General features: G+C 53.7%; 17 protein-coding genes. 7 read left to right on the top strand and 10 right to left on the bottom strand.

Annotation, left to right across the window (positions count from 1 at the left end; genetic code table 11):
* Nucleotides 1-9: 9 nt before the first annotated feature.
* The 10 genes from OR1_RS07115 to gatC all read right to left on the bottom strand — a co-directional run bounded on the left by OR1_RS07115 (nt 10) and on the right by gatC (nt 9,796).
* A complete protein-coding gene (locus tag OR1_RS07115) occupies nt 10-189 on the bottom strand; it encodes a hydrogenase expression protein HypE (protein ID WP_041970934.1) in 180 nt (59 codons plus the stop codon).
* A gap of 257 nt (nt 190-446) precedes the next feature.
* On the bottom strand, nt 447-2,723 hold the full coding sequence (locus tag OR1_RS07110; protein WP_041970933.1) for a sigma 54-interacting transcriptional regulator: 2,277 nt from the start codon (nt 2,721-2,723) through the stop codon (nt 447-449).
* Nucleotides 2,724-2,889: 166 nt separating this feature from the next.
* Complete coding sequence (locus OR1_RS07105; protein ID WP_041970932.1) at nt 2,890-3,918, bottom strand: hypothetical protein; 1,029 nt, start codon at nt 3,916-3,918, stop codon at nt 2,890-2,892.
* A 63-nt stretch (nt 3,919-3,981) separates the two neighbouring features.
* Entirely contained in the window at nt 3,982-5,229 is a 1,248-nt protein-coding gene (locus OR1_RS07100) for an MFS transporter (protein ID WP_041970930.1), read from the bottom strand.
* Nucleotides 5,226-6,023 (bottom strand): peptidoglycan editing factor PgeF, encoded by a 798-nt coding sequence (gene pgeF / locus OR1_RS07095; RefSeq protein WP_041970929.1) that lies wholly within the window; start codon nt 6,021-6,023, stop codon nt 5,226-5,228. The genes OR1_RS07100 and pgeF overlap by 4 nt, the downstream gene beginning before the upstream one ends.
* 16 nt (nt 6,024-6,039) lie before the next feature.
* Nucleotides 6,040-6,999, bottom strand: coding sequence for an RluA family pseudouridine synthase (locus tag OR1_RS07090; protein WP_041970928.1), 960 nt, complete (start codon nt 6,997-6,999; stop codon nt 6,040-6,042).
* Between the two features lie 67 nt (nt 7,000-7,066).
* Nucleotides 7,067-7,330 carry a hypothetical protein gene (locus tag OR1_RS07085; protein WP_041970926.1) on the bottom strand — a complete coding sequence of 88 codons (264 nt, stop codon included), beginning with the start codon at nt 7,328-7,330 and terminating at the stop codon, nt 7,067-7,069.
* A 66-nt stretch (nt 7,331-7,396) separates the two neighbouring features.
* Nucleotides 7,397-8,824 (bottom strand): DegQ family serine endoprotease, encoded by a 1,428-nt coding sequence (locus OR1_RS07080; RefSeq protein WP_041970925.1) that lies wholly within the window; start codon nt 8,822-8,824, stop codon nt 7,397-7,399.
* A 100-nt stretch (nt 8,825-8,924) separates the two neighbouring features.
* Nucleotides 8,925-9,278 carry a PilZ domain-containing protein gene (locus OR1_RS07075; protein ID WP_041970924.1) on the bottom strand — a complete coding sequence of 118 codons (354 nt, stop codon included), beginning with the start codon at nt 9,276-9,278 and terminating at the stop codon, nt 8,925-8,927.
* 230 nt (nt 9,279-9,508) lie between these two features.
* Nucleotides 9,509-9,796, bottom strand: coding sequence for an Asp-tRNA(Asn)/Glu-tRNA(Gln) amidotransferase subunit GatC (gatC, locus tag OR1_RS07070; protein WP_041970923.1), 288 nt, complete (start codon nt 9,794-9,796; stop codon nt 9,509-9,511).
* 164 nt (nt 9,797-9,960) lie between these two features.
* Between gatC and OR1_RS07065 the strand changes: the two genes are divergently transcribed.
* The 7 genes from OR1_RS07065 to OR1_RS07040 are packed head-to-tail and all read left to right on the top strand — an operon-like array spanning nt 9,961 to nt 18,513.
* Nucleotides 9,961-11,586, top strand: a complete 1,626-nt coding sequence (locus tag OR1_RS07065) for a sensor histidine kinase (protein WP_041970922.1) — start codon at nt 9,961-9,963, stop codon at nt 11,584-11,586.
* A gap of 1 nt (nt 11,587) precedes the next feature.
* The gene (locus OR1_RS07060; RefSeq protein ID WP_041970921.1) at nt 11,588-11,953 is read left to right on the top strand and encodes a response regulator; all 366 of its coding nucleotides are present in this window, start codon (nt 11,588-11,590) and stop codon (nt 11,951-11,953) included.
* Between the two features lie 50 nt (nt 11,954-12,003).
* Entirely contained in the window at nt 12,004-14,511 is a 2,508-nt protein-coding gene (locus OR1_RS07055) for a mannose-1-phosphate guanyltransferase (protein ID WP_041970920.1), read from the top strand.
* A 48-nt stretch (nt 14,512-14,559) separates the two neighbouring features.
* Nucleotides 14,560-16,767 carry a glycoside hydrolase family 57 protein gene (locus tag OR1_RS07050; protein WP_041970918.1) on the top strand — a complete coding sequence of 736 codons (2,208 nt, stop codon included), beginning with the start codon at nt 14,560-14,562 and terminating at the stop codon, nt 16,765-16,767.
* Nucleotides 16,768-16,776: 9 nt separating this feature from the next.
* Nucleotides 16,777-17,802, top strand: a complete 1,026-nt coding sequence (gene galT / locus OR1_RS07045; protein ID WP_041970917.1) for a galactose-1-phosphate uridylyltransferase — start codon at nt 16,777-16,779, stop codon at nt 17,800-17,802.
* Between the two features lies 1 nt (nt 17,803).
* On the top strand, nt 17,804-17,971 hold the full coding sequence (locus OR1_RS22455; RefSeq protein WP_193377089.1) for a hypothetical protein: 168 nt from the start codon (nt 17,804-17,806) through the stop codon (nt 17,969-17,971).
* Nucleotides 17,972-18,006: 35 nt separating this feature from the next.
* Nucleotides 18,007-18,513, top strand: a complete 507-nt coding sequence (locus tag OR1_RS07040) for a Spy/CpxP family protein refolding chaperone (RefSeq protein ID WP_041970916.1) — start codon at nt 18,007-18,009, stop codon at nt 18,511-18,513.
* Nucleotides 18,514-18,584 lie beyond the last annotated feature (71 nt).

Below are 18,584 nucleotides of genomic sequence, written 5' to 3'. Positions count from 1 at the left end.
CTTTAAGCCTCAGGCAGCTTTTCTGATATTTGTGTTCGCCTGAAGCTTTATTATCTCCATAGCTTCTCGCATTAGCTGCGAAACGCTCTTGTTGGTTGAGTACATGATTTCATCAAGGGTGGCCCTCTCATCGTCACTAATCCTCATTGAAATAACATTGTAGCGCGGATTTTCTCTCATTTTCCCCATCGTGATCGCCTCCTTATTTTTTCAGTGGTTTTGTTTTTAGTTGAGCAACTTGTCTCATTAATGCTAATGGTGTGCCAATCGAGTTAATGGTGTATAACTCGCTGATATTAAAGGCTATAATAATTGCTAGGGATTCTGTGGGCTGCTATTGTGTATACAAAGTGTGCCGCATTTGGCACGGTCTGGCGAAAAGTGGGGAATTTTGTCACAGCTGGCACAGGTTGAGAGAGGGGTGCAGTGGCAGTAAGGTGAAGGGGCTAATTCTCCGGTAGATTTTCGTGGCGCCCTTTCAGTCCATGCTTATCAAGCAGGCGGTAAAAGGTGCGGCGAGGGATGTTTGCCAGCATGGCCGCTTTGGAAACATTTCCGCCCGAATCTGACAGGTAACGCTGAATCAGTTTCTTTTCGACCCGCAATACGTGCGGCTCTCTTTCATTTTTGAATGAGCGGAGATCCGGGGGATCGGTGGCGCCCTCAGCATAGTTTTCGGCAAAAACCAGAGGCAGATTGCCGAGTTTGATAAGCTCGTCGTGCGTAAGCACCGCGGCTCTTTCAAGGACGTTCTTCATCTCTCGGATGTTTCCAGGCCACTGGTACTGCATCATTGCCTTGATGGCGCGATCTTCGATGCCGACAATGTTCTTGTTGAGCTTTTTACGCGCCTTTTCGAGAAAGTGGTGCACAAGGAGGGGGAGCGATCCCATACGCTCTCTCAATGGGGGCATGGTAATGGTAAAGACATTGAGCCGATAGAACAGGTCTTCCCGGAACCAGCCATCGCGAATCCCTTCTTCAAGGTTCTTGTTGGTTGCCGCGATCAGCCGCACATCGACCTTCTTTGACTGGGTTCCTCCGACCGGTCTTACTTCGCCGGTATCTAGGACTCGCAGCAGTTCTGCCTGAAGTTTCGGTGTGATGTCGCCGATCTCGTCAAGAAAGATGGTTCCTCCATCTGCTGCTTCGAAAAGCCCTTTCTTGTCGGCCAACGCGCCGGTGAACGACCCCTTTCGGTGGCCGAAGAGCTCGCTCTCCAACAACGAATCGGTCAAAGTGGTGCAGTTCAGGGTGACGAGCGGCTTGTCGTTTCTGAGGCCGTATTTGTGGATCGCCCTGGCCGCAAGCTCTTTGCCGGTGCCTGATTCTCCTCTGATCAGGACAGTGGTCGGTGTTGGGGCAACCTGCTTGATCAGGCCGACAACCTCTACGGTCTTTTCATCATTCCCGACCAGGAACTCATCGCCGTATTCCTTTTCAAGTTCGCGGCGCGCCAGTTCATATTTCTGGATAAGAAGGCCGCGGTCTTCCTCAAGCTTCTGGACATTATAGGGTAGGCACATCGCAAGGTTTGCAAGTCCCTGGAAAACCGCGACTGCATACTCCCGACATGACTTGTATCCACAGGCACGGCAGTTCAGCTCGTCTTTTCGAGTGAATTTGTTGGTGGTCTGGAGGACTGTTTTGATGTCGCCCCCCCGCGGGGAGGGGAGCTTGACATGCTTGTTCTCAAAGCTCCTTGCTGTATTCCATAGGTCGCGTTTTACCACATATTTTTCCGCAGTACGGTAGGGGAAGTTCTTTTGGTAATGGGTAATTATCAGCTTCCTCTTGAAGAACTCTGTTATCTCTCTGTTTTCACAGGGACTGCCGATACAGCCGTGATAGCAAAAACGGAGATCGGCTATTCTTGGGGTTATTCGAGCCGAAGCCAGATCGCCGATTACTCCCATGATGTTGACTTCGCCGCTGACAGTCACGACGTCTGTGTCAAGCGGGTTAGTGGCTATGGACAGGGCGCTGAAAGAGCCGGTGGTGATCGGGAACAGGCGGCCCTGATGCGGCTGAATCCCATCAAAAGGGGTCTCGGTGAGTGCGGGAAGCGAGATCGAACGCGATCTGAACATTCCATTGAGTTCCTGATAGGTAAGGACCACGTCAATCGCGCCTGCAGCGCCTTCGGACTGAATTTCAAATTTCGCGGCAATGCAAGAGCTTATGTAGACAACCTTCAAGGGCTGGCTGCTTGCGCTCTTGATAAAACGCCCGATTGCAACCATTGGCGATACCACGGGTACAAGGTTTTCGATCAGCTTCGGGTAGTGTCGTTCGATCAGGTCGACCACAGCCGGGCAATGGGACGAGATGAGCGGCATGGTCGAGGTTTCTATTGCCTTTGCATATGCCGGGGCTATAAGTTCCGACCCAAAAGAACCTTCATGCACTTCGGCAAAGCCCAGTTTCTTTAATCCGCTGGCAAGCTGGCCAGGAGAAACATGATGAAAAAAAGTAGGAAACGAGGAGCCGAGCACGGCAATGACCGGCTCGCCGGAAGCGAGATACCGTTCGGTTGTGCTGACTTTGTCGGCAATTACCTTGGCATTCTGCGGACATGTCTCCAGGCAGTTGCCGCAACCGATGCAGCGGTCGAAAATTATCTCGGGGTGGGTCTTCTCAATTTTGAGTGCCTTGACGGGACAGCTCCGTACGCAGGAATAACATTTTCTGCATCTGTCGGTAAGTGTTACGATCGGTTGCATGCTGCTCCTCGAATTGCCCGTTGCTCGAAATGATTTGGCCTATAATAGCCAATATTTTCGTATTGTGCAACAAATGGCACAGGGGGATTGCGGTGTGTCAATATTGGCACAAAAAGGCCCGACCTGTTAATCAGGGCGGGCCTTTGGTAAAGAGATATATTTGAACCTAGTTGGCGGGGGCAATCGATGGTGAAGCAATCGGCTCGGCTGGTGGTGAACCGGGAGGAGGAACAATTGGTGCAGGCGATTCAGTTTTGGCCGGCACTGTTAGCGGCGGGGGTGCCGTTGTGCTTGTAGGTGCTACCGGGTCGGCAGGGGCCGTAACAGGCGGCTTTTCAACAGCTGGCGGCTGTTGCCGGGGCTGGGCGGGCGGACTTTCCTTCTTTTCCCCGCCGAACGGGCTTGTCGGGTGGCGCAGCATGGCAACCATCTCATCGAATATCGAGGCGTAAACGTCAGAGACCGCCGCATTTCTGCGTAACTGGGATGGCGAGCTCTTCCCCAGGGACCTGTTTATACCCTGGACGGTCTTGAACTTGACGTCGACCTTGTCGGTCTCATTTGCATTGGCTTCGTCAAAGTCCGGGTACTGAAGAGCAATGAATCTCGGGTATGAAAGCCGGCGCTGCCGGAAATTGGGGAATTCCCAGAGAACATTCCCTTCTGAGTCGATAATCTGCCCGCTGATCGTCAGGTAATTGTAGTCGGCCTCAAGTTTGGACATCAGGTTGCTGGAATAAATGTTTTCGCGTGTGGTAATTCCACTGACAACAAGCAACAGCAAGGCATCAAGGTTGTTCTTGGTGATGAGTTCACGAATTTCCGGCCCTTTGTAGAAATACTTGTTGTACACAATTCCGGCGTCATCGCGCTTTTCCCTGCGGAAAAAGATGTTGGCGAACAGCTTGTCGGGATCTTCGTTCAAGAGCGTTACGCTAAAATAGTTGCCGCTGTTCTTGATCCCGGCAACAAGTTCAGGTTCGTTCTTGCGGTTGAAGTCTTTTATCAGGGCGACCAGCATATCACGGTCGGGATGACGGATATCCGAATCGGCATCAGTGAACAGCGGTGCTACACCGAGGGTACGAACCTTCTTTTCGTATGATTCGCGCGGAATATTGTAGTAATTGTGCGAACAGCCGGTGGCAAACAGAGCGACCAGGGCAAGCAGCAGGAAAGTGAAGAAACGCATCATTCCAGGCCTCCTAAACGATTTAAAGGTTAATATAGCGACTGCCTTTTATAACAAAGTGGTAAATCATTGACCAGAGAAAACGGCAGGCGGCATCCTGCGGGTATCGCGAACGCAGAGAAAAAGTACGGTTGAAATAGCGAGTAATGAGATCGGCAGCATAAATGCCTGGTGGTAGGCAACAGAAGGATAAGCCCCCATCGGTGTTTTAGGGAACCGGGAGATTATCGTTCCCATGAGCTGCTGTGTGGTGGCTGCTCCAAGTAGGATGAAGAAGTTCACCGAGGTGAGCGCCGTTCCAGTAATGCCATGGTGGAAGCTTTCCCGGACAAGGGGATACACGGCGACCCCTGAGGAAACGGCCAGTCCCATCAGAAAGAAGACCGGATTCAGGAGTGGTGCCGGAATATGCTCCATCGGGCCGAGAAAAAGCGACATGAAGAGCACCAGCGTGGCTTGCCCACAGAAAAGCGTCCTTTTGGGGGAATGAGTCAACTTCTCGGTAATGACTCCTACGAACAGGCATCCTACTAGAAAGCCCAGCGAGGTTGCCAGCAGGACGCGACCAGCTCCCACCTTGGAAAGGCCGATTGTCTCCATCAGATACGGACCGCCCCATAGCCCTTGCACCGCCATGTAGCAGGCATACCAGCTGAAGGCGGTAAAAGAAATCAGCCAGTATGAGCGGTTGGAAAGCACCTCTTTCACCCCATCGAGCTTTATTGACGAGGAGGCCTGATGTTGCGGTTCTGAAGGCGTCGGGGTTTCGGTGACCAGAAATTGGGCCAGCAACAGGAATAGTGCCTGCAAGCAGGCAACGCAAAGGAATATGGTTCTCCAACTGATGTGGGTTGATGCCCACGCGAGCGGCGCTGTGGCTGCCAGGTTGCCGATGTTCCCCATGGCGATGATGAAACCGGAAACTCGCCCGAACTCAACTCCTGAAAACCAGTTGGTGAATACTCGCAGAGCCCCCATCAGCACCGTTGCCGAGCCGATACCGATGAGTACCCGGCCTAGCAGCGCCTGATTATAGTCAGCTGAGAAGGCAAAGGTGATAACGCCAAGGGTGGTGATCAATCCGGTGATAACTACGATGATCTTACCGCCGAAGCGGTCCAGAAGAGGGCCCAAAGGGAGCTGGGTAAATGCAAAGGCATAAAAGAAGGCCCCGGAAAGTGTGCCGAGTTGGGCCGGAGAGATCGACATCTCTTTGGAGAAATCATCGGCAAGCACTGCCATTGCAACCCGGTAAAAATAGGCCAGGCCGTACAGGAGCGCAAATACGGTAAAAATCCGCCAGCGGGGTTTCATTTCAACATGATGAAGCCGAGGTGCCGACCGGTTTCGCCCTTGTCCCGCCGGTAAGAATAGAAGAGTTCCGAAACACAGGATACGCATTGCTGTGACGACTCAATGTTGTCCGGTTGCAGCCCGGCTGCTGTCAACTGGAGTCTGATCGCTGCCGAAAGGTCAAGTTTCCATTTCCCCTTGGCCTGTTCGACCGCGGCGTGCGCCCAAATTCCATCTTGGGTGGAAAACGCCGACCGGACCGGTTCATCGACCTCATAACAGCAGGGACCGATGGCAGGGCCGATGGCGGCGACCATATCAGCGGGATTAGAGCCGAAATCATTTACCATTGCCCCTACCCCTTTATGGACGATACCGGCAGCCGTGCCTTTCCAGCCGGAATGCAGTGCCGCTATCACGCGCTTGACCGGATCGAGCAAAAGGACCGGAGCGCAATCGGCAACCCCGATACCGATCATTATTCCCGGCTGGTTTGTGATGATGCCGTCGCATTCCAGTTTGAGAAAGTGAGTTACGTCCTGATTGGGGCTGTCCAGAACCAGTAGATCGGTGCCATGAACCTGGGTGACGGTGAGCAACTGCTCCAGTTTCGCACCGAAAGCCCTGGCGAGCAGGCTCCTGTTACCCTGGACATTGTGGGGCGAGTCATTGGTATTAAGCCCAAGATTCAGGGAATTGTACGGGGGGCGCGATACCCCTTCGTGCCGGGTTGTAAACCCGGCGGATATACCCTTTGTACTTAAAATGAATTGCGGCTCGATATAATGAATTCTGCCGTTTTTTATCTGCTTCATCAACTTGCTCCTTGACTTATTGCACGGTGCTTTCGGCCAACTGCGCCACGATGTGGTTCATATCTTCGGGGAGGGGGGTGTCGAACTCCATATACTGCCCGCTGGCAGGGTGAATAAAGCCAAGGGTCTTGGCATGAAGTCCCTGCCGGGTCAGGCCTTTCAGGAGAGCGCGGACCCGTGTGTTGCGGATTGATGCCAATCGCCCTTCGCTGCCGTATAATTGATCCCCTACCAGCGGGTATCCGGCTTCCGAGAGGTGAACCCGAATCTGGTGAGTTCTTCCGGTTTCAAGTCTGAGCTTCAGGAGGGTCACCCCTTCGTAGCGAGCCACAACCTGCCAGTGGGTAACTGCCTGTTTGCCGTGTCTTGCCTTGCTCGACATCTTCTTCCGGTCGACCGGGTGCCTGCCGATGGCTGAAGTTATATGGCCGGAATCGGTTTTGGGTGATCCGAAAACCAGTGCCAGGTAAATACGTTTAATCGTGTGTTCCTTGAACTGCATGGCGAGCGACTGATGGGAATGATCATTCTTTGCCGCAATGATCACGCCTGACGTGTCCTTGTCGATCCGGTGGACTATCCCGGGCCGCATCGAGCCACCGATCCCGGAAAGGTCCTTGCAATGCCCGAGCAGTGCGTTGACCAGCGTGCCGTCCCGGTTGCCGGCGCCGGGGTGAACCACCATGCCGGCGGGCTTGTTGATCACTACGACATCGCGGTCTTCAAACAGGATATCGAGCGGAATATCTTCGGGGATGGCTTCGCATGCTTCCGGAGCAGGCATGTTGACGGAAATGCGCTCGCCCCCTTTAAGTTTCATCGAGGGTTTTGCCTGAAGTCCAGCCACTTTGATATCGCCGGATTCGATGAGCCGGTGAACCATTGCCCGTGAAAGTTCGGCAAAGCTGGCGGCAATGAACTGATCGAGACGTTCGCTGGGCCTGTCAGAGGGGAAAACGATATCAATGAAATTCACGGCGGGGTTCCGGAAATAGCGAAGGCACGACCAGAGATCGCGCCTTGAAAGGGTCGGTTATTTTCATCTACCAGATTGTGGATTCTATCTTGCCGGCCCGCTTGATCAGGACATCAACGACCGCAAGCTCGTAAATGTTCGAGGAAGCAAGTTCCGGTGACACTCTTGATGCAAAATGCTGCCTGCCTTCTTCCAGTTCTCCGGCAAGGATTTCAAAGATATTGTCCGACTTGATCCCCTCAAGGACCTTTTCCTGGTTGTAAAGCGCCACATCCGAGAGAATTGCGCGGGCCAGACGCCTTGCCTGATCGACATTTTCAATGACATTCATGGAAAAAACCTTTTCCAGTTTAAGGTGGAATCGATGTTGTCAGTATACATGAACTTCGGCCAGATTCTAGCGTAATCTGAGCACTACGTAGATGCTGGTGTTGCCGCGGTTCACCAGAAGGGCAACCGATCCTCGCTGTTCGGCTTCCTTGATGGCCTTGGCATATTCATCCAGGTTTGCGACTCGCCGTTGGTTTACGGAGGTGATGATGTCTCCCGGCTGAATGGATTCGGCCGCCTGGCTTTCGGGATCCACTTGGGTTACCACGACCCCTTTCACCCCTGATTTGCGCATGGATCGAGGGATTTCCTCCACGTAGAGCCCGAACCATCCTGAACTCGGCTCGGCAGAGCGCGGTGACCTGGCCTCCGCACTGTCACTACTGACAATCGTCAGGGAGAGGGACAGGCTTTTCCCATCCCTGAAGACCGTGACCGATGTTTTCTGCCCGATCGGTATCTCTGCAACTATGATTTGCAGCTGCTTGGGATCTTTTATCTCTTTCCCCGCAACCTGGGTTATGATGTCGCCTTGCCGGATTCCCGCCCGTTCCGCCGGGCTTCCCGACATCACCTCAGCTACCAGGGCTCCTTTGGTTTTATTCAGGCCGAAGGAGCGGGCAATATCCTCGGTCACCGGTTGAATGGAAACCCCTAGCCAGCCCCGCGGTACACTCCCCTTCTTGATCAGTTGGGTTATTACTGTTTTCGCCATATTGATCGGGATTGCAAAGCCGATGCCCTGTCCGGCAGCGACAATTGCCGTGTTTATCCCGATTACCTCGCCGTAGACGTTCAGGAGCGGTCCCCCAGAGTTGCCCGGATTTATGGAGGCGTCGGTCTGGATGAAGTCCTCATAGGTCTCGATCCCCATATTCGACCTGCCGGTGGCCGAAATGACACCGACGGTTACGGTACGGTCCAAACCGAACGGATTGCCGATCGCAATGGCCCACTGTCCCACCTGCAGTTTGTCCGAATCTCCCAGCACCGATACGGGCAGGTCTCCCGCGCCGATCAGCTTTATCACGGCGATATCGGTCTTGGGATCTTCACCTACTATTCTGGCATTGTAGACCTTGTCGTTCGAAAGTTTTACCTGGATGGTCTCGGCATTCTTGACCACATGATCATTGGTGATGATGTACCCTTCCTTGTTGATAATGAAACCGGAGCCCAGGCTGCTCTCCTTGCGGTATCGCGGCCGGGGTTGGCCACCGCCGAAGAAGTCGTCAAAAAATGGCGAAAACTCGAAGAAAGGTTGAATAACGCGTTTTCTCGTAACTGTGGAGATGTTGACTACCGATGGGGTAACGGTTTTTGCGACAGCCATGAACGCCTGTTGGGAGACCATGATATCTTTAGGGACATCTTTTACCGGCGCGTCCTGCGGCCTGGAAGATTCCGTGAACGGAGCAGTCGCCTCTTTCTTGGAGCATCCCGGTACTGCAATTACCGTTATCATGGACAATATGAGGAACAGCAGCAGTCTCATTGCAACGACACCTCAATGGGCAAAAATCTATTTGAAAACAGGTGCAATGCTAGCGAAATTCGCTTTGAAAGTCAAATCAAGGGGTCTTGTTCCGGAACGCTCAATAACGGCCATGACGCTGAGCGGCATGAACTTCCCGTTGCCGCATCTGGCTTGCCATTTCCCTTAAAATCCTCAGTTCCTCTTCGGTAATGTCCAGAAACCTGAGCCCCATGGCGGGGTTTTGACCGGTATCGCTCCATATCACCTCTGCAGATATGGACAAGGCTGAGGCGGATTGAGGGGTGTAGAACTGCAGGCATGCCGTTTGGCCGACAGGCAATGGTGTAGTTGTCGTTATGGAGATCCCGTTGTCGGAAATATCATAGGTGGAACAGCAGCAGGATTCGCCGTCCTGGCCCACAATCCAGCAGCCGATCTTGATTTGCGCCCTCTTGTGCCTTCGTCCTTCCATGTTTCTGCCTCCCCCAGCCGCAATATTGCGTGAATAATCGTACCATGGGGTGACATTAATGCAAGCTCAGGAGGTATTTAGGCCTGGCTCCCGCTTCCTGTCAAATATACCGGTCTACTGATGCAGACGCGGTTGATGTTTTTGGGCGGCAAGGCCTTGGAGCGGAAAGGGGACAGGGTAGTATTTGTGGCCTGCTTGAACGGGATGCTCTCGAAGGGCAAGGCTTGGCGTCATTCGATCACTTTCGGCACCCGGAAAAAATCATTAACCCGGTCTGGAGCCGAAAAAAGGGCATTTTCCGCTCCGATGGACGGTCGGATTTCATCAACCCTGAAGGCGTTTTCCAGTGGGACGGCATGAGCAGTCGGGACAATGTGGTCAGTCTCCAGTTCGTTCAGTTTGTCGACGTATGACAGGATGGCGTCCATCTGGCCGGTTAAGGCGGAAATCTCATCGCTGCTCAATTCAAGTCGAGCCAGGACCGCGACCTTTTCAACATCTTCTCTGGAAATTTTCATGTAATCCCCTTACCTGTCTAAGCCATAATCGAATGCCATATTCTTATCATGGCCTGCAGAAAATGGCAAGAATGCGGAGCCTGTACGGTCTGTTGCTTGAAATGGTGTCGAGGGCTGCTATACTAAAACCCGCTGATATCGCATCAACGAGGCTGGAGGGGTTTTTGAACCTGCAATGCTGCTGGCGAAAAGATACGATCTCAATTGAGGATTGCCCTTTCATTGAGCCAGGCGAAGAAAGCCTCCTTGTTTCTTACGACCGGCGGATCGTTGAGAAATGCCTGACTTGTCCGCGGTTCGCTTCTGATCTGAATGAGATGGACAGTGCCGGTGTCCCGTCGGCCACGCTTTTGAAGGTTTTGTCCACAGAACTCCTGGATTTAAGGGTCCGGTTGGAGTCAATGGACGGCTTTCTGAACAGCAAGACCCGCGAGATCCGGTTTCTTCACGAACTCAGCACTGTTTTGCAAACCTCCATGGATCTGGACGAAGTCCTGTCTGTAGCAATGACTGCGATAACCGCTGGCAAAGGTTTTGGCATGAACAGGGCTTTCCTGTTGATGTGCGACAAGGATCAGCAGTACCTGAGAGGATATCTTGGGGTCGGCCCCAGGACTATCGAAGAGGCTTGGCACATCTGGCAAGAGGTCGAACAGACCGATCTGACGCTGAAGGAGATGGCGCACTATTTCCAGAAAAACAAGCTTTTTTCCGAAAAGGTCAAGTTTCAGGATATCCTGGAGCGACTTACGGTAGCCCTGGATGACCATGACCATATTCTCACCCGCTCTCTTTACGAAAAGCGCCCGATCCTGGTGGTTGAGGCGTTCAACAATCCGTTGGTATCGCGGGAGTTTGCCGAGATTCTGGGGGTGGACAGTTTTCTGATCATGCCTCTTATATCGGGCAATCGCAAAATCGGGGTAATGATAGCCGATAACTTCATCACCCAACGGGCAATTACCCATCAGGACATTCAGTCGATCGAGACCTTTGCCTTTCCGGTGGCTTTTGCCCTGGTCCGGGCATCTCTATACGAGCAGCTGCACGAAGAGGTGGAGAAGCTGACTCTGGCCAATCGCAAGCTGCAGGAACAGCAGGAACTGATCGTGAAGATGGAAAAAATGGCCTTGGTGGGACGAATCACTTCGAGTATTGCCCACTCGATCAGGAACCCGCTCATGGTTATCGGCGGCTTTGCCCGGTCGCTTCTCAAGAGTGCCGATGTCGATGATCCGAAGAAGGAATACCTCTCCTCAATAATCCAGGAAGTCCGCCAGCTTGAGGATGTTCTTGTGGAGATATTGAACTATTCCGATTCCCTGTACCCGGTAAAAGACCGCTGGGACCTGAATCAATTGCTGGAAGACTCATGCCGGGATCTTCAGGAGAAATTTGCCGCCGCAGACTGCGGGTGCCGGTTTGAGCTTGCCGATGACCTCCCCACGGTGTTTATCGACTACAAGCAGATCTCCTATTGCGTGAGGACTCTCCTGGTTGCTTCGCTGGAGAACAGATCTCCCGGTGGCGAGATCGTGGTCAGCAGCAGGTGGTGGGACAATGTTGTTATGTTGGAAATTGACGATCCGCATGGCAACCTGACCGAAGACACCTGGGAAACCATGTCACCCCCGTTTTCTTCCACTCAGGAGCTTGGTGTTGCCGGAGTGGTTGGACTACCGATATGCAGAACAATTCTTGAAAAGTCTGGTAACAGTCTTACTGTCGAAAGGCCTCAAGGTGGCGGGATGCAATATATTATCAAGTTGAATTTGCAGAAGGAGGATTGAGATGTCGCGATTACTGGTTGTTGATGATGAAGCAAGCATACGGATGCTCTATGCCCAGGAACTCGGCGAGGAGGGGCATGAAGTGGTCACCGCCGGAACCGCGATTGAAGCGGTCGAGAAGCTGCAGGGGGGAGCTTTTGACCTGATTCTGCTGGACATCAAGCTCAAGAATGAAAGCGGGCTGGATCTGCTGCAGAGCATTGTCAAGGACAGGCACGACCTGCCGGTCATCCTCTGTTCCGCATTTTCCTGTTACAAGGACGACTTCTCGGCGTGGCTGGCCGACGGCTATGTGGTGAAGTCCAGCGACCTGCAAGAGTTGAAGGACGAGATCCGAAAGGTGTTGGCTAAGAAGCAGAACAGATAACTCCCCGTTACTATTTTCAATCCCGTTGCCAGATAGAAGGAGCACTTTGTATGAAGGCAGTAATCATGGCCGGGGGGTTCGGTACCCGCATCCAGCCGCTCACATGCAATATCCCCAAACCGATGATCCCGCTTCTCAACCGCCCGATCATGCTTCACATCGTCGAATTGCTCAAGAAGCACCAGATAACCGATCTGGTCATGCTGCTTTACCACCAGCCGAGCGTTATCAAGAACTTTTTCCGGGACGGCTCGGATTTCGGGGTAAAGATAACATATGTCACCCCGTTGGAGGATATGGGGACTGCCGGGGCTGTGAAGTGCGCCGAAAAATACATGAACGATCGCTTCCTGGTTATCAGCGGCGACCTTTTGACCGATTTCAACCTGAAGAAAGTTATTGATTTCCATGCCGACAACAAGGCCCTGGCCACAATAACCCTGACTTCGGTAAAAGACCCGCTGCAGTTCGGCGTGGTAATCACGGACAAGGAACGGCGGATCATCCAGTTTCTCGAAAAGCCCGGGTGGGGTGAGGTGATCTCCGATACGATCAATACCGGGATTTATGTATTTGAACCGGAGATTTTCAATTTTATCCCTGCCAATGAAAATTTCGATTTTTCCCAGGATCTTTTCCCGATGTTGCTGGAGAAAAAGGAGCCTCTGTTCGGCTATCCGGTCAAAGGTTACTGGCGCGATGTCGGCAATACCGATTCGTATCGGGAGGCGCACCACGACATCTTCAAAGGGAAAATAAACGTCCGGATCGATGAGCCGAAGCAGGATGTGGTCGGACGCGATCTCAGGATCGGCACCGACGTGCGCCTCGACGAATCCGCCGCCCTTGATGGAACGGTCGTGGTGGGTGACAACTCGCAGATATTCGGCAGCGCCCAGATAAAGGATTCGGTGATCGGCCGCAACTGCACCATCGAACCGGGTGTAAAGCTGTCCAGATGTGTGATTTGGGACAACGTCTACCTGAAGAAGGGTGCCAAGATCACCGACTCGGTCCTTTGCAATAACGTCAGTGTCGGCCAGGGGGTTGTAATCGAAGAGGGGGGGATCATCGCCGATGATACCTCCATCGGCGAAGAGGCCTATATCAAGCGGGATGTGAAGGTCTGGCCGCGCAAGATGATCGAGGCTGGCGCTACGGTCACGGACAACATGATCTGGGGCGAAAAATGGAAGAAATCGCTCTTTGAAGGGGCAATAATCAAAGGGTTGACCAATGTCGAGCTGACGCCGGAGTTTGTCGCCAAGCTGGGATGCGCCTACGGCACCTCGCTTCCCAAGGGGAGTTTTGTGCTCGCAGCCCGCGATGCTTTTCTCGCGTCTCGCATGCTCAAGAGGAGTTTTCTCGGCGGCATTCTCTCCGCAGGGGTCAATGTCCGCGATCTGAAGATGATGCCGCTGCCGGTAGTGCGTTACAAGCTGAAGACCTTCGGCGAGGTTGGCGGAGTGCATTTCCGGCAGAGCCAGGAAGACCCGGCCCTGACGGAAATCGTATTCCTCGATGGCGATGGGCTCGATTTTTCCAGTTCCATGGCCAAAAACGTAGAGCGGATCTTTTTCAAGGAAAACTTCCGCCGTGCCCACCATAAGGAGCCGGGAGGAATAACTGAACTGCCGCAGGTAATCGATTTTTACCGGGAGGGTTTTGCCCGCGGCGTCAATCGCGATCTCCTGAAAAAACATAACTACAAGATTGTGATCGATTTTAATCACTCGCCGGCCGGGCAACTGCTACCCCCGATCATGAATGATCTGGGTATCGAGGTGATTGCGCTTAACGCCTATGTTGACGAGGAGCGCGGCATCAAGAACGCAGACGAGAGGCCGCAAAGCCTGAGCCAATTGTCGAAGATCGTTACTTCTCTGGAAGCCAGGGCCGGTTTCTGGCTGGATCCCACTGTTGAAGGGGTTATCGTTGTTGACGAGACCGGAAAAGTCTACACTGCCGAAGAGACCCTGCCGTTGATGGTGGCCATGTTCCTGAGAGGCGGCCAGAAGGGGAGTTTTGCGGTGCCGGTATCGGCTCCGTCGGTTATTGAGCAGATGGCCAGTGAAAGGGGTTGCGCCGTAACCAGGACCAGGAATACGGAACGGGCGATGATCGAGGCTGCCCATGCCTCCGAAGTCGTCATGGCCGGTTCAATGGATGGCCGGTTTGCGTTTCCCAAGTTCCAGACCGGTTTTGACGGGATGTTTTCGATCGTAAAAATTGTGGAACTGCTCGCATCATGCGGTTTGCCGATGTCGGCGATATTCGGCGATATTCCGCGCCGGACCTTCCTTCAGAGCCGCATCACCTGCGCCTGGGAGATGAAGGGTGGGATAATGCGCAAGATGAGTGAGGACAGCCTCGATAGCGAAGCCACTTTTATCGACGGCATCAAGGTCCACTTCGGTGAGGACTGGGTGCTCGTACTGCCGGACCAGTATCAGCCCTTTGTCAATGTCGTTGCCGAAGGCAAAGATCCGAAGGTTGCCCAAAGGCTGTTGAGCGATTATCAGAAAAAGGTCGAGAAGTGGAAAAAGGAGCTGCAATAATTGGTGCTTGTCATGGCATTCGTTTATGCCGCAATGAAGTAGGTATTCATGCCGAAACCGTTAGACATTCTCTTTATCTGGCACATGCACCAACCGTACTACAAGGACCCGGTCAGGGGGGAGTATATCCTCCCCTGGACTTATCTCCATGCCGTGAAGGATTATTACGACATGCCGGCGATTGTAGCGTCTACTCCGGGGGCGAAAGCGGTATTCAATCTGGTGCCGTCGCTTCTGGAGCAGCTTGAGGATTATGCCGCCGGGACAGCCAACGACCCGGTGTTAAGGCTTGGCCGGATGGACCCCTCGGAAATGGGCGAGGACGATATCTCCCTGATGCTTGATATCTTCTTTGCCGCCAACCGGCAGCGGATGATCGAGCCGCATTCCCGCTATCTCGAGCTGCTACAGCTGGCCGGTGACGGTGATCATGCGAAACGGAGGGAGAGAATCCGCAGTTTCCGCCGCCAGGAGATCATAGATCTTCAGGTCTGCTTTTTCCTGGCCTGGACCGGCGAGGCGGCCCGTAACCGCTGGCCGGAATTCAGGGAGCTGCTCCGCAAGGGGCGCAATTACACCGTTGCGGACCGGGACCAGTTGTTTGCATCCCAGCAGGAAATCATTGCCGCCATCATACCGCTTTACCGAAAGCTGCATGACGAAGGGAGGGCCGAGCTTTCACTGTCGCCTTACTACCATCCGATTCTTCCCCTGCTGTGTGACATGAAGATCGCCCAGGTGGCAATGCCCAAGGCCAATATCCCGGCGGCCCGTTTTTGCCATCCCGAGGATGCGCGCAGCCAGGTGATGGAAGGGCTGGCCTGCTTTGAACGGATATTCGGCTTCAAGCCCAAGGGGATGTGGCCTTCCGAGGGATCGGTCAGTGACGAGGTTCTGAAGATCATCAGCGACTGCGGCATCGGCTGGGTGGCTACCGACGAGGCGATCCTTTCGCATACAATTTCCGCCGTCTCCGGCCAGAACCGGGAAGGGCTGTATCACCCCTACCGGTTCTCAAGCGACGGCCTGGATCTGAATCTCCTGTTCCGCGATCATGCCCTTTCCGACCTGATCGGTTTCACCTATTCCCAGTGGGAGACCGATCGCGCAATCGAGGATTTCATGGAGCGGCTGCGTCAGATCCGGCAGCAGTTCCCCGGCAGTACCCTGGTCCCGGTCATTCTGGACGGCGAAAACGCCTGGGAGTATTATCCTGACAATGCCAATCCATTCCTGTCGCGGCTTTATTCGTCCATAGCCGGCTCAACGGAGTTCCGGCTCGTTACGGCAGACGAGGCAATATCTAAAATAAAGCCCAAACAGACGCTCTCCCACATCCATCCCGGGTCGTGGATCAATGCCAACTACGGGATCTGGGTGGGGCATCAGGAAGAAAACCTTGCCTGGGACTATCTGGAACGGGCACGTGAGGCGGCGGTTACCGGAAACCCGCAGGTTGCGGCGCTTCTTGCCGCCGGCCGGGGCGCGTCAAATCCGGGAATCAAGGCCGATGATACTGCCAGGCTGATATGCAAGGCGCTTTACGCTGCCGAGGGGAGCGACTGGTTCTGGTGGTACGGCGACGACCATTTCTCACCGCATGCCGATCGCTTTGACGCACTATTCCGCAAGCACCTGATGAATATATACCGGCTCCTCGGCCAGGATCTCCCGCGAGAGCTGTATGATCCGATCAAGAAGAAGAGAGAGGCAGGTTTTGTCCGCGAACCGTCATCCTTCATGACCCCAGTAATAGACGGGCTGGTAACCGATTATTTCGAGTGGCTCACTGCCGGCCTCTTCGACCTCTCTCGTCAGTCGTCGGCCATGCATTCGTCCGAAAGCGCCCTCAACTCCTTTTTTTACGGGTACGACCGGGAATTTTTCCATTTCCGCATTGATGGTGCCGTTCCCCTGGATCATCTTCTCGGCTCGGAGGATAAACTTTACCTGAATATCGTTGCCAGGAAAAAGGAGTATCGCCTGGAGATCCGACTGAACAAAGAATCCGGCTACCTGCAGGCAAAGAGTTTGACCGGGTTTCGCGCCACCAGGAACCGGTATTATTATCAGATCCGGAAGATATGCGAGGCGAAGCTGCCTCTTGATGCGATCAAGCCGGTTCAGGGAGAGACCCTCAAGCTGCATATAACTCTGCATCGCGGCGAAGAGGAGACCGGTCGGTGGCCGGCCGACGCACCGATGGAGCTGAAGTATCTGGGCGACAGCCTGGAACTAGACAACTGGCTGATTTAAGGAGAGTAGATGTCCGAGTTACGTTGGGACCCCCTCAAAAAGCATTGGGTGATAATTGCCACTGAAAGAGGGCGCCGTCCCCTGGATTTTCATCAGGATAACCAGCCGGCCAAAATGATCAGCTGTCCGTTCTGCTATGGGCATGAGGCGCGGACTCCGCAGGAACTTTTCGCCATTCGCCCTTCCGGCCCGTCCAATTCCCCCAACTGGAAGGTCAGGGTCATTCCGAACAAATATCCGGTGCTGAGGGTCGAGGGCGAGGTGAAAAGCCGTGGTTACGGGCTTTACGATGTCATGGACGGCATCGGTGCCCATGAAATCATCATTGAAACCCCTGATCATGACCGCGGACTGGCCGATCTCACTGTTGCGGAACTTACCGATGTCTTGAAGGCGTATCGGGCAAGATACCTGGACCTGCGCCAGGATTTCCGGCTCCGTTACATGGTCCTGTTCAAGAACCACGGCACGTTGGCCGGTGCCACGCTCCAGCATTCACACAGCCAGCTGATCGCCGTGCCGCTGATCCCACCGGTTGCGACGACCGAGCTGAATGTCTGCCGCGATTTTTTCGCCGCCAAGGAGCGCTGCATCTTCTGCGACATGATCGATTTCGAGATTTCAACCGGTGAGCGGGTGGTACGGGAGTTTCCGGATTATATTACCCTGACCCCGTACGCCTCGGCTTCACCGTTTGAGCTGCGGCTCTTTCCCAAGCAGCATTGCCACGACTTCGCACTGCTGAATGACAGCCAGTTGGGGGGGGTGGCGCTGGCCATGAAGGATATGCTGAGCCGCCTGAAAGTGGTGCTCAAAGACCCACCGTTCAATTTCATACTGCACACTGCTCCTCCGGCACATCAGCGACTCGGGAAGCCTGATTACTGGGGTTCCCTGGCCTGGGATTATCACTGGCACATCGAGCTTGTGCCGAGGTTGACCCAGATTGCCGGATTCGAGTGGGGAACCGGGTTTTTCATCAATCCGACATCGCCTGAGGATGCGGCGGCATTTCTCAGGGAGGCAGAGGTTTGAAATGGCCCAACAGGAAGGGAGCGAGCAGGTTAAGGGGGAAGTGGACGAGTTAATGCTGGAGATCCGCCGTGTGATCGAAGATAACCGGAAATTTCTTGAGCGGGTGATCGAGGATGACTTCGATCCGGAAGACGAGGCTGAAGAAGATGTTCCCGATGAGGAGTTATAGCGTCGGCGACCCACAAAATCCAAAAGGAGGAATTCATGAAAAAGGTACTGCTTTTTTTGTTGTTGACCCTTGTATTTGTGGCACCAGCAAATTCCCAGATCAAGCACAGGCAGCAGGCAATGGACTGCACGAATTGCCAATTGCCGCAGCGGGACATGGAACACATGGATATGATGGGGGACATGATGGGGATGTGCCTCGATAACGCCGACAAAATAGGGCTTTCCGAAGAGCAGAAGAAAAAGGTAACTCCTCTTCACCGTGAGATGCAGAAGAAACAGGTGCGATTCAAGGCCGACCTGAAGATTGCCCAGATGGAAATGAAGGAAGTCATGGCAGTGAAGGATTTCGACCTTGAAAAGGCGAGCGCTGCGGTGAAAAAGGTCGAGGAGATCAAGACCGCCCATCATCTGGAGATGTTGAAGGCCATGAAAGAAGTTCGGGCCGTTTTTACCGAGGATCAGTTCAGGAAGCTTCAGTCAATGATGCCCATGAAGATGGGAGACGGGAAACCGGAGCGAAAGATGAAGCATAAGCATTGATATCGGCCAGTGACGGCTGAGAGTGCTTGAGTTGCGAGGCTGACCGGCCCAAACCGGTCAGCCTTTTTTAT

It is taken from the genome of Geobacter sp. OR-1, assembly GCF_000813145.1.
GTDB lineage: Bacteria > Desulfobacterota > Desulfuromonadia > Geobacterales > DSM-12255 > Geoanaerobacter.
This window is presented reverse-complemented; position numbering and strand designations above follow the sequence as displayed.

Bases quoted from the DNA above. Each gene is read 5' to 3' on its own strand.
- pgeF (WP_041970929.1), bottom strand. From the start codon at position 6,023: ATGAAGCAGATAAAAAACGGCAGAATTCATTATATCGAGCCGCAATTC.
- OR1_RS07080 (WP_041970925.1), bottom strand. From the start codon at position 8,824: ATGAGACTGCTGCTGTTCCTCATATTGTCCATGATAACGGTAATTGCA.
- OR1_RS07055 (WP_041970920.1), top strand. From the start codon at position 12,004: ATGAAGGCAGTAATCATGGCCGGGGGGTTCGGTACCCGCATCCAGCCG.
- OR1_RS07115 (WP_041970934.1), bottom strand. From the start codon at position 189: ATGGGGAAAATGAGAGAAAATCCGCGCTACAATGTTATTTCAATGAGG.
- OR1_RS22455 (WP_193377089.1), top strand. From the start codon at position 17,804: ATGGCCCAACAGGAAGGGAGCGAGCAGGTTAAGGGGGAAGTGGACGAG.
- OR1_RS07105 (WP_041970932.1), bottom strand. From the start codon at position 3,918: ATGATGCGTTTCTTCACTTTCCTGCTGCTTGCCCTGGTCGCTCTGTTT.
- OR1_RS07085 (WP_041970926.1), bottom strand. From the start codon at position 7,330: ATGAATGTCATTGAAAATGTCGATCAGGCAAGGCGTCTGGCCCGCGCA.
- OR1_RS07110 (WP_041970933.1), bottom strand. From the start codon at position 2,723: ATGCAACCGATCGTAACACTTACCGACAGATGCAGAAAATGTTATTCC.
- OR1_RS07040 (WP_041970916.1), top strand. From the start codon at position 18,007: ATGAAAAAGGTACTGCTTTTTTTGTTGTTGACCCTTGTATTTGTGGCA.
- galT (WP_041970917.1), top strand. From the start codon at position 16,777: ATGTCCGAGTTACGTTGGGACCCCCTCAAAAAGCATTGGGTGATAATT.
- OR1_RS07100 (WP_041970930.1), bottom strand. From the start codon at position 5,229: ATGAAACCCCGCTGGCGGATTTTTACCGTATTTGCGCTCCTGTACGGC.
- OR1_RS07060 (WP_041970921.1), top strand. From the start codon at position 11,588: ATGTCGCGATTACTGGTTGTTGATGATGAAGCAAGCATACGGATGCTC.
- gatC (WP_041970923.1), bottom strand. From the start codon at position 9,796: ATGAAAATTTCCAGAGAAGATGTTGAAAAGGTCGCGGTCCTGGCTCGA.
- OR1_RS07075 (WP_041970924.1), bottom strand. From the start codon at position 9,278: ATGGAAGGACGAAGGCACAAGAGGGCGCAAATCAAGATCGGCTGCTGG.
- OR1_RS07050 (WP_041970918.1), top strand. From the start codon at position 14,560: ATGCCGAAACCGTTAGACATTCTCTTTATCTGGCACATGCACCAACCG.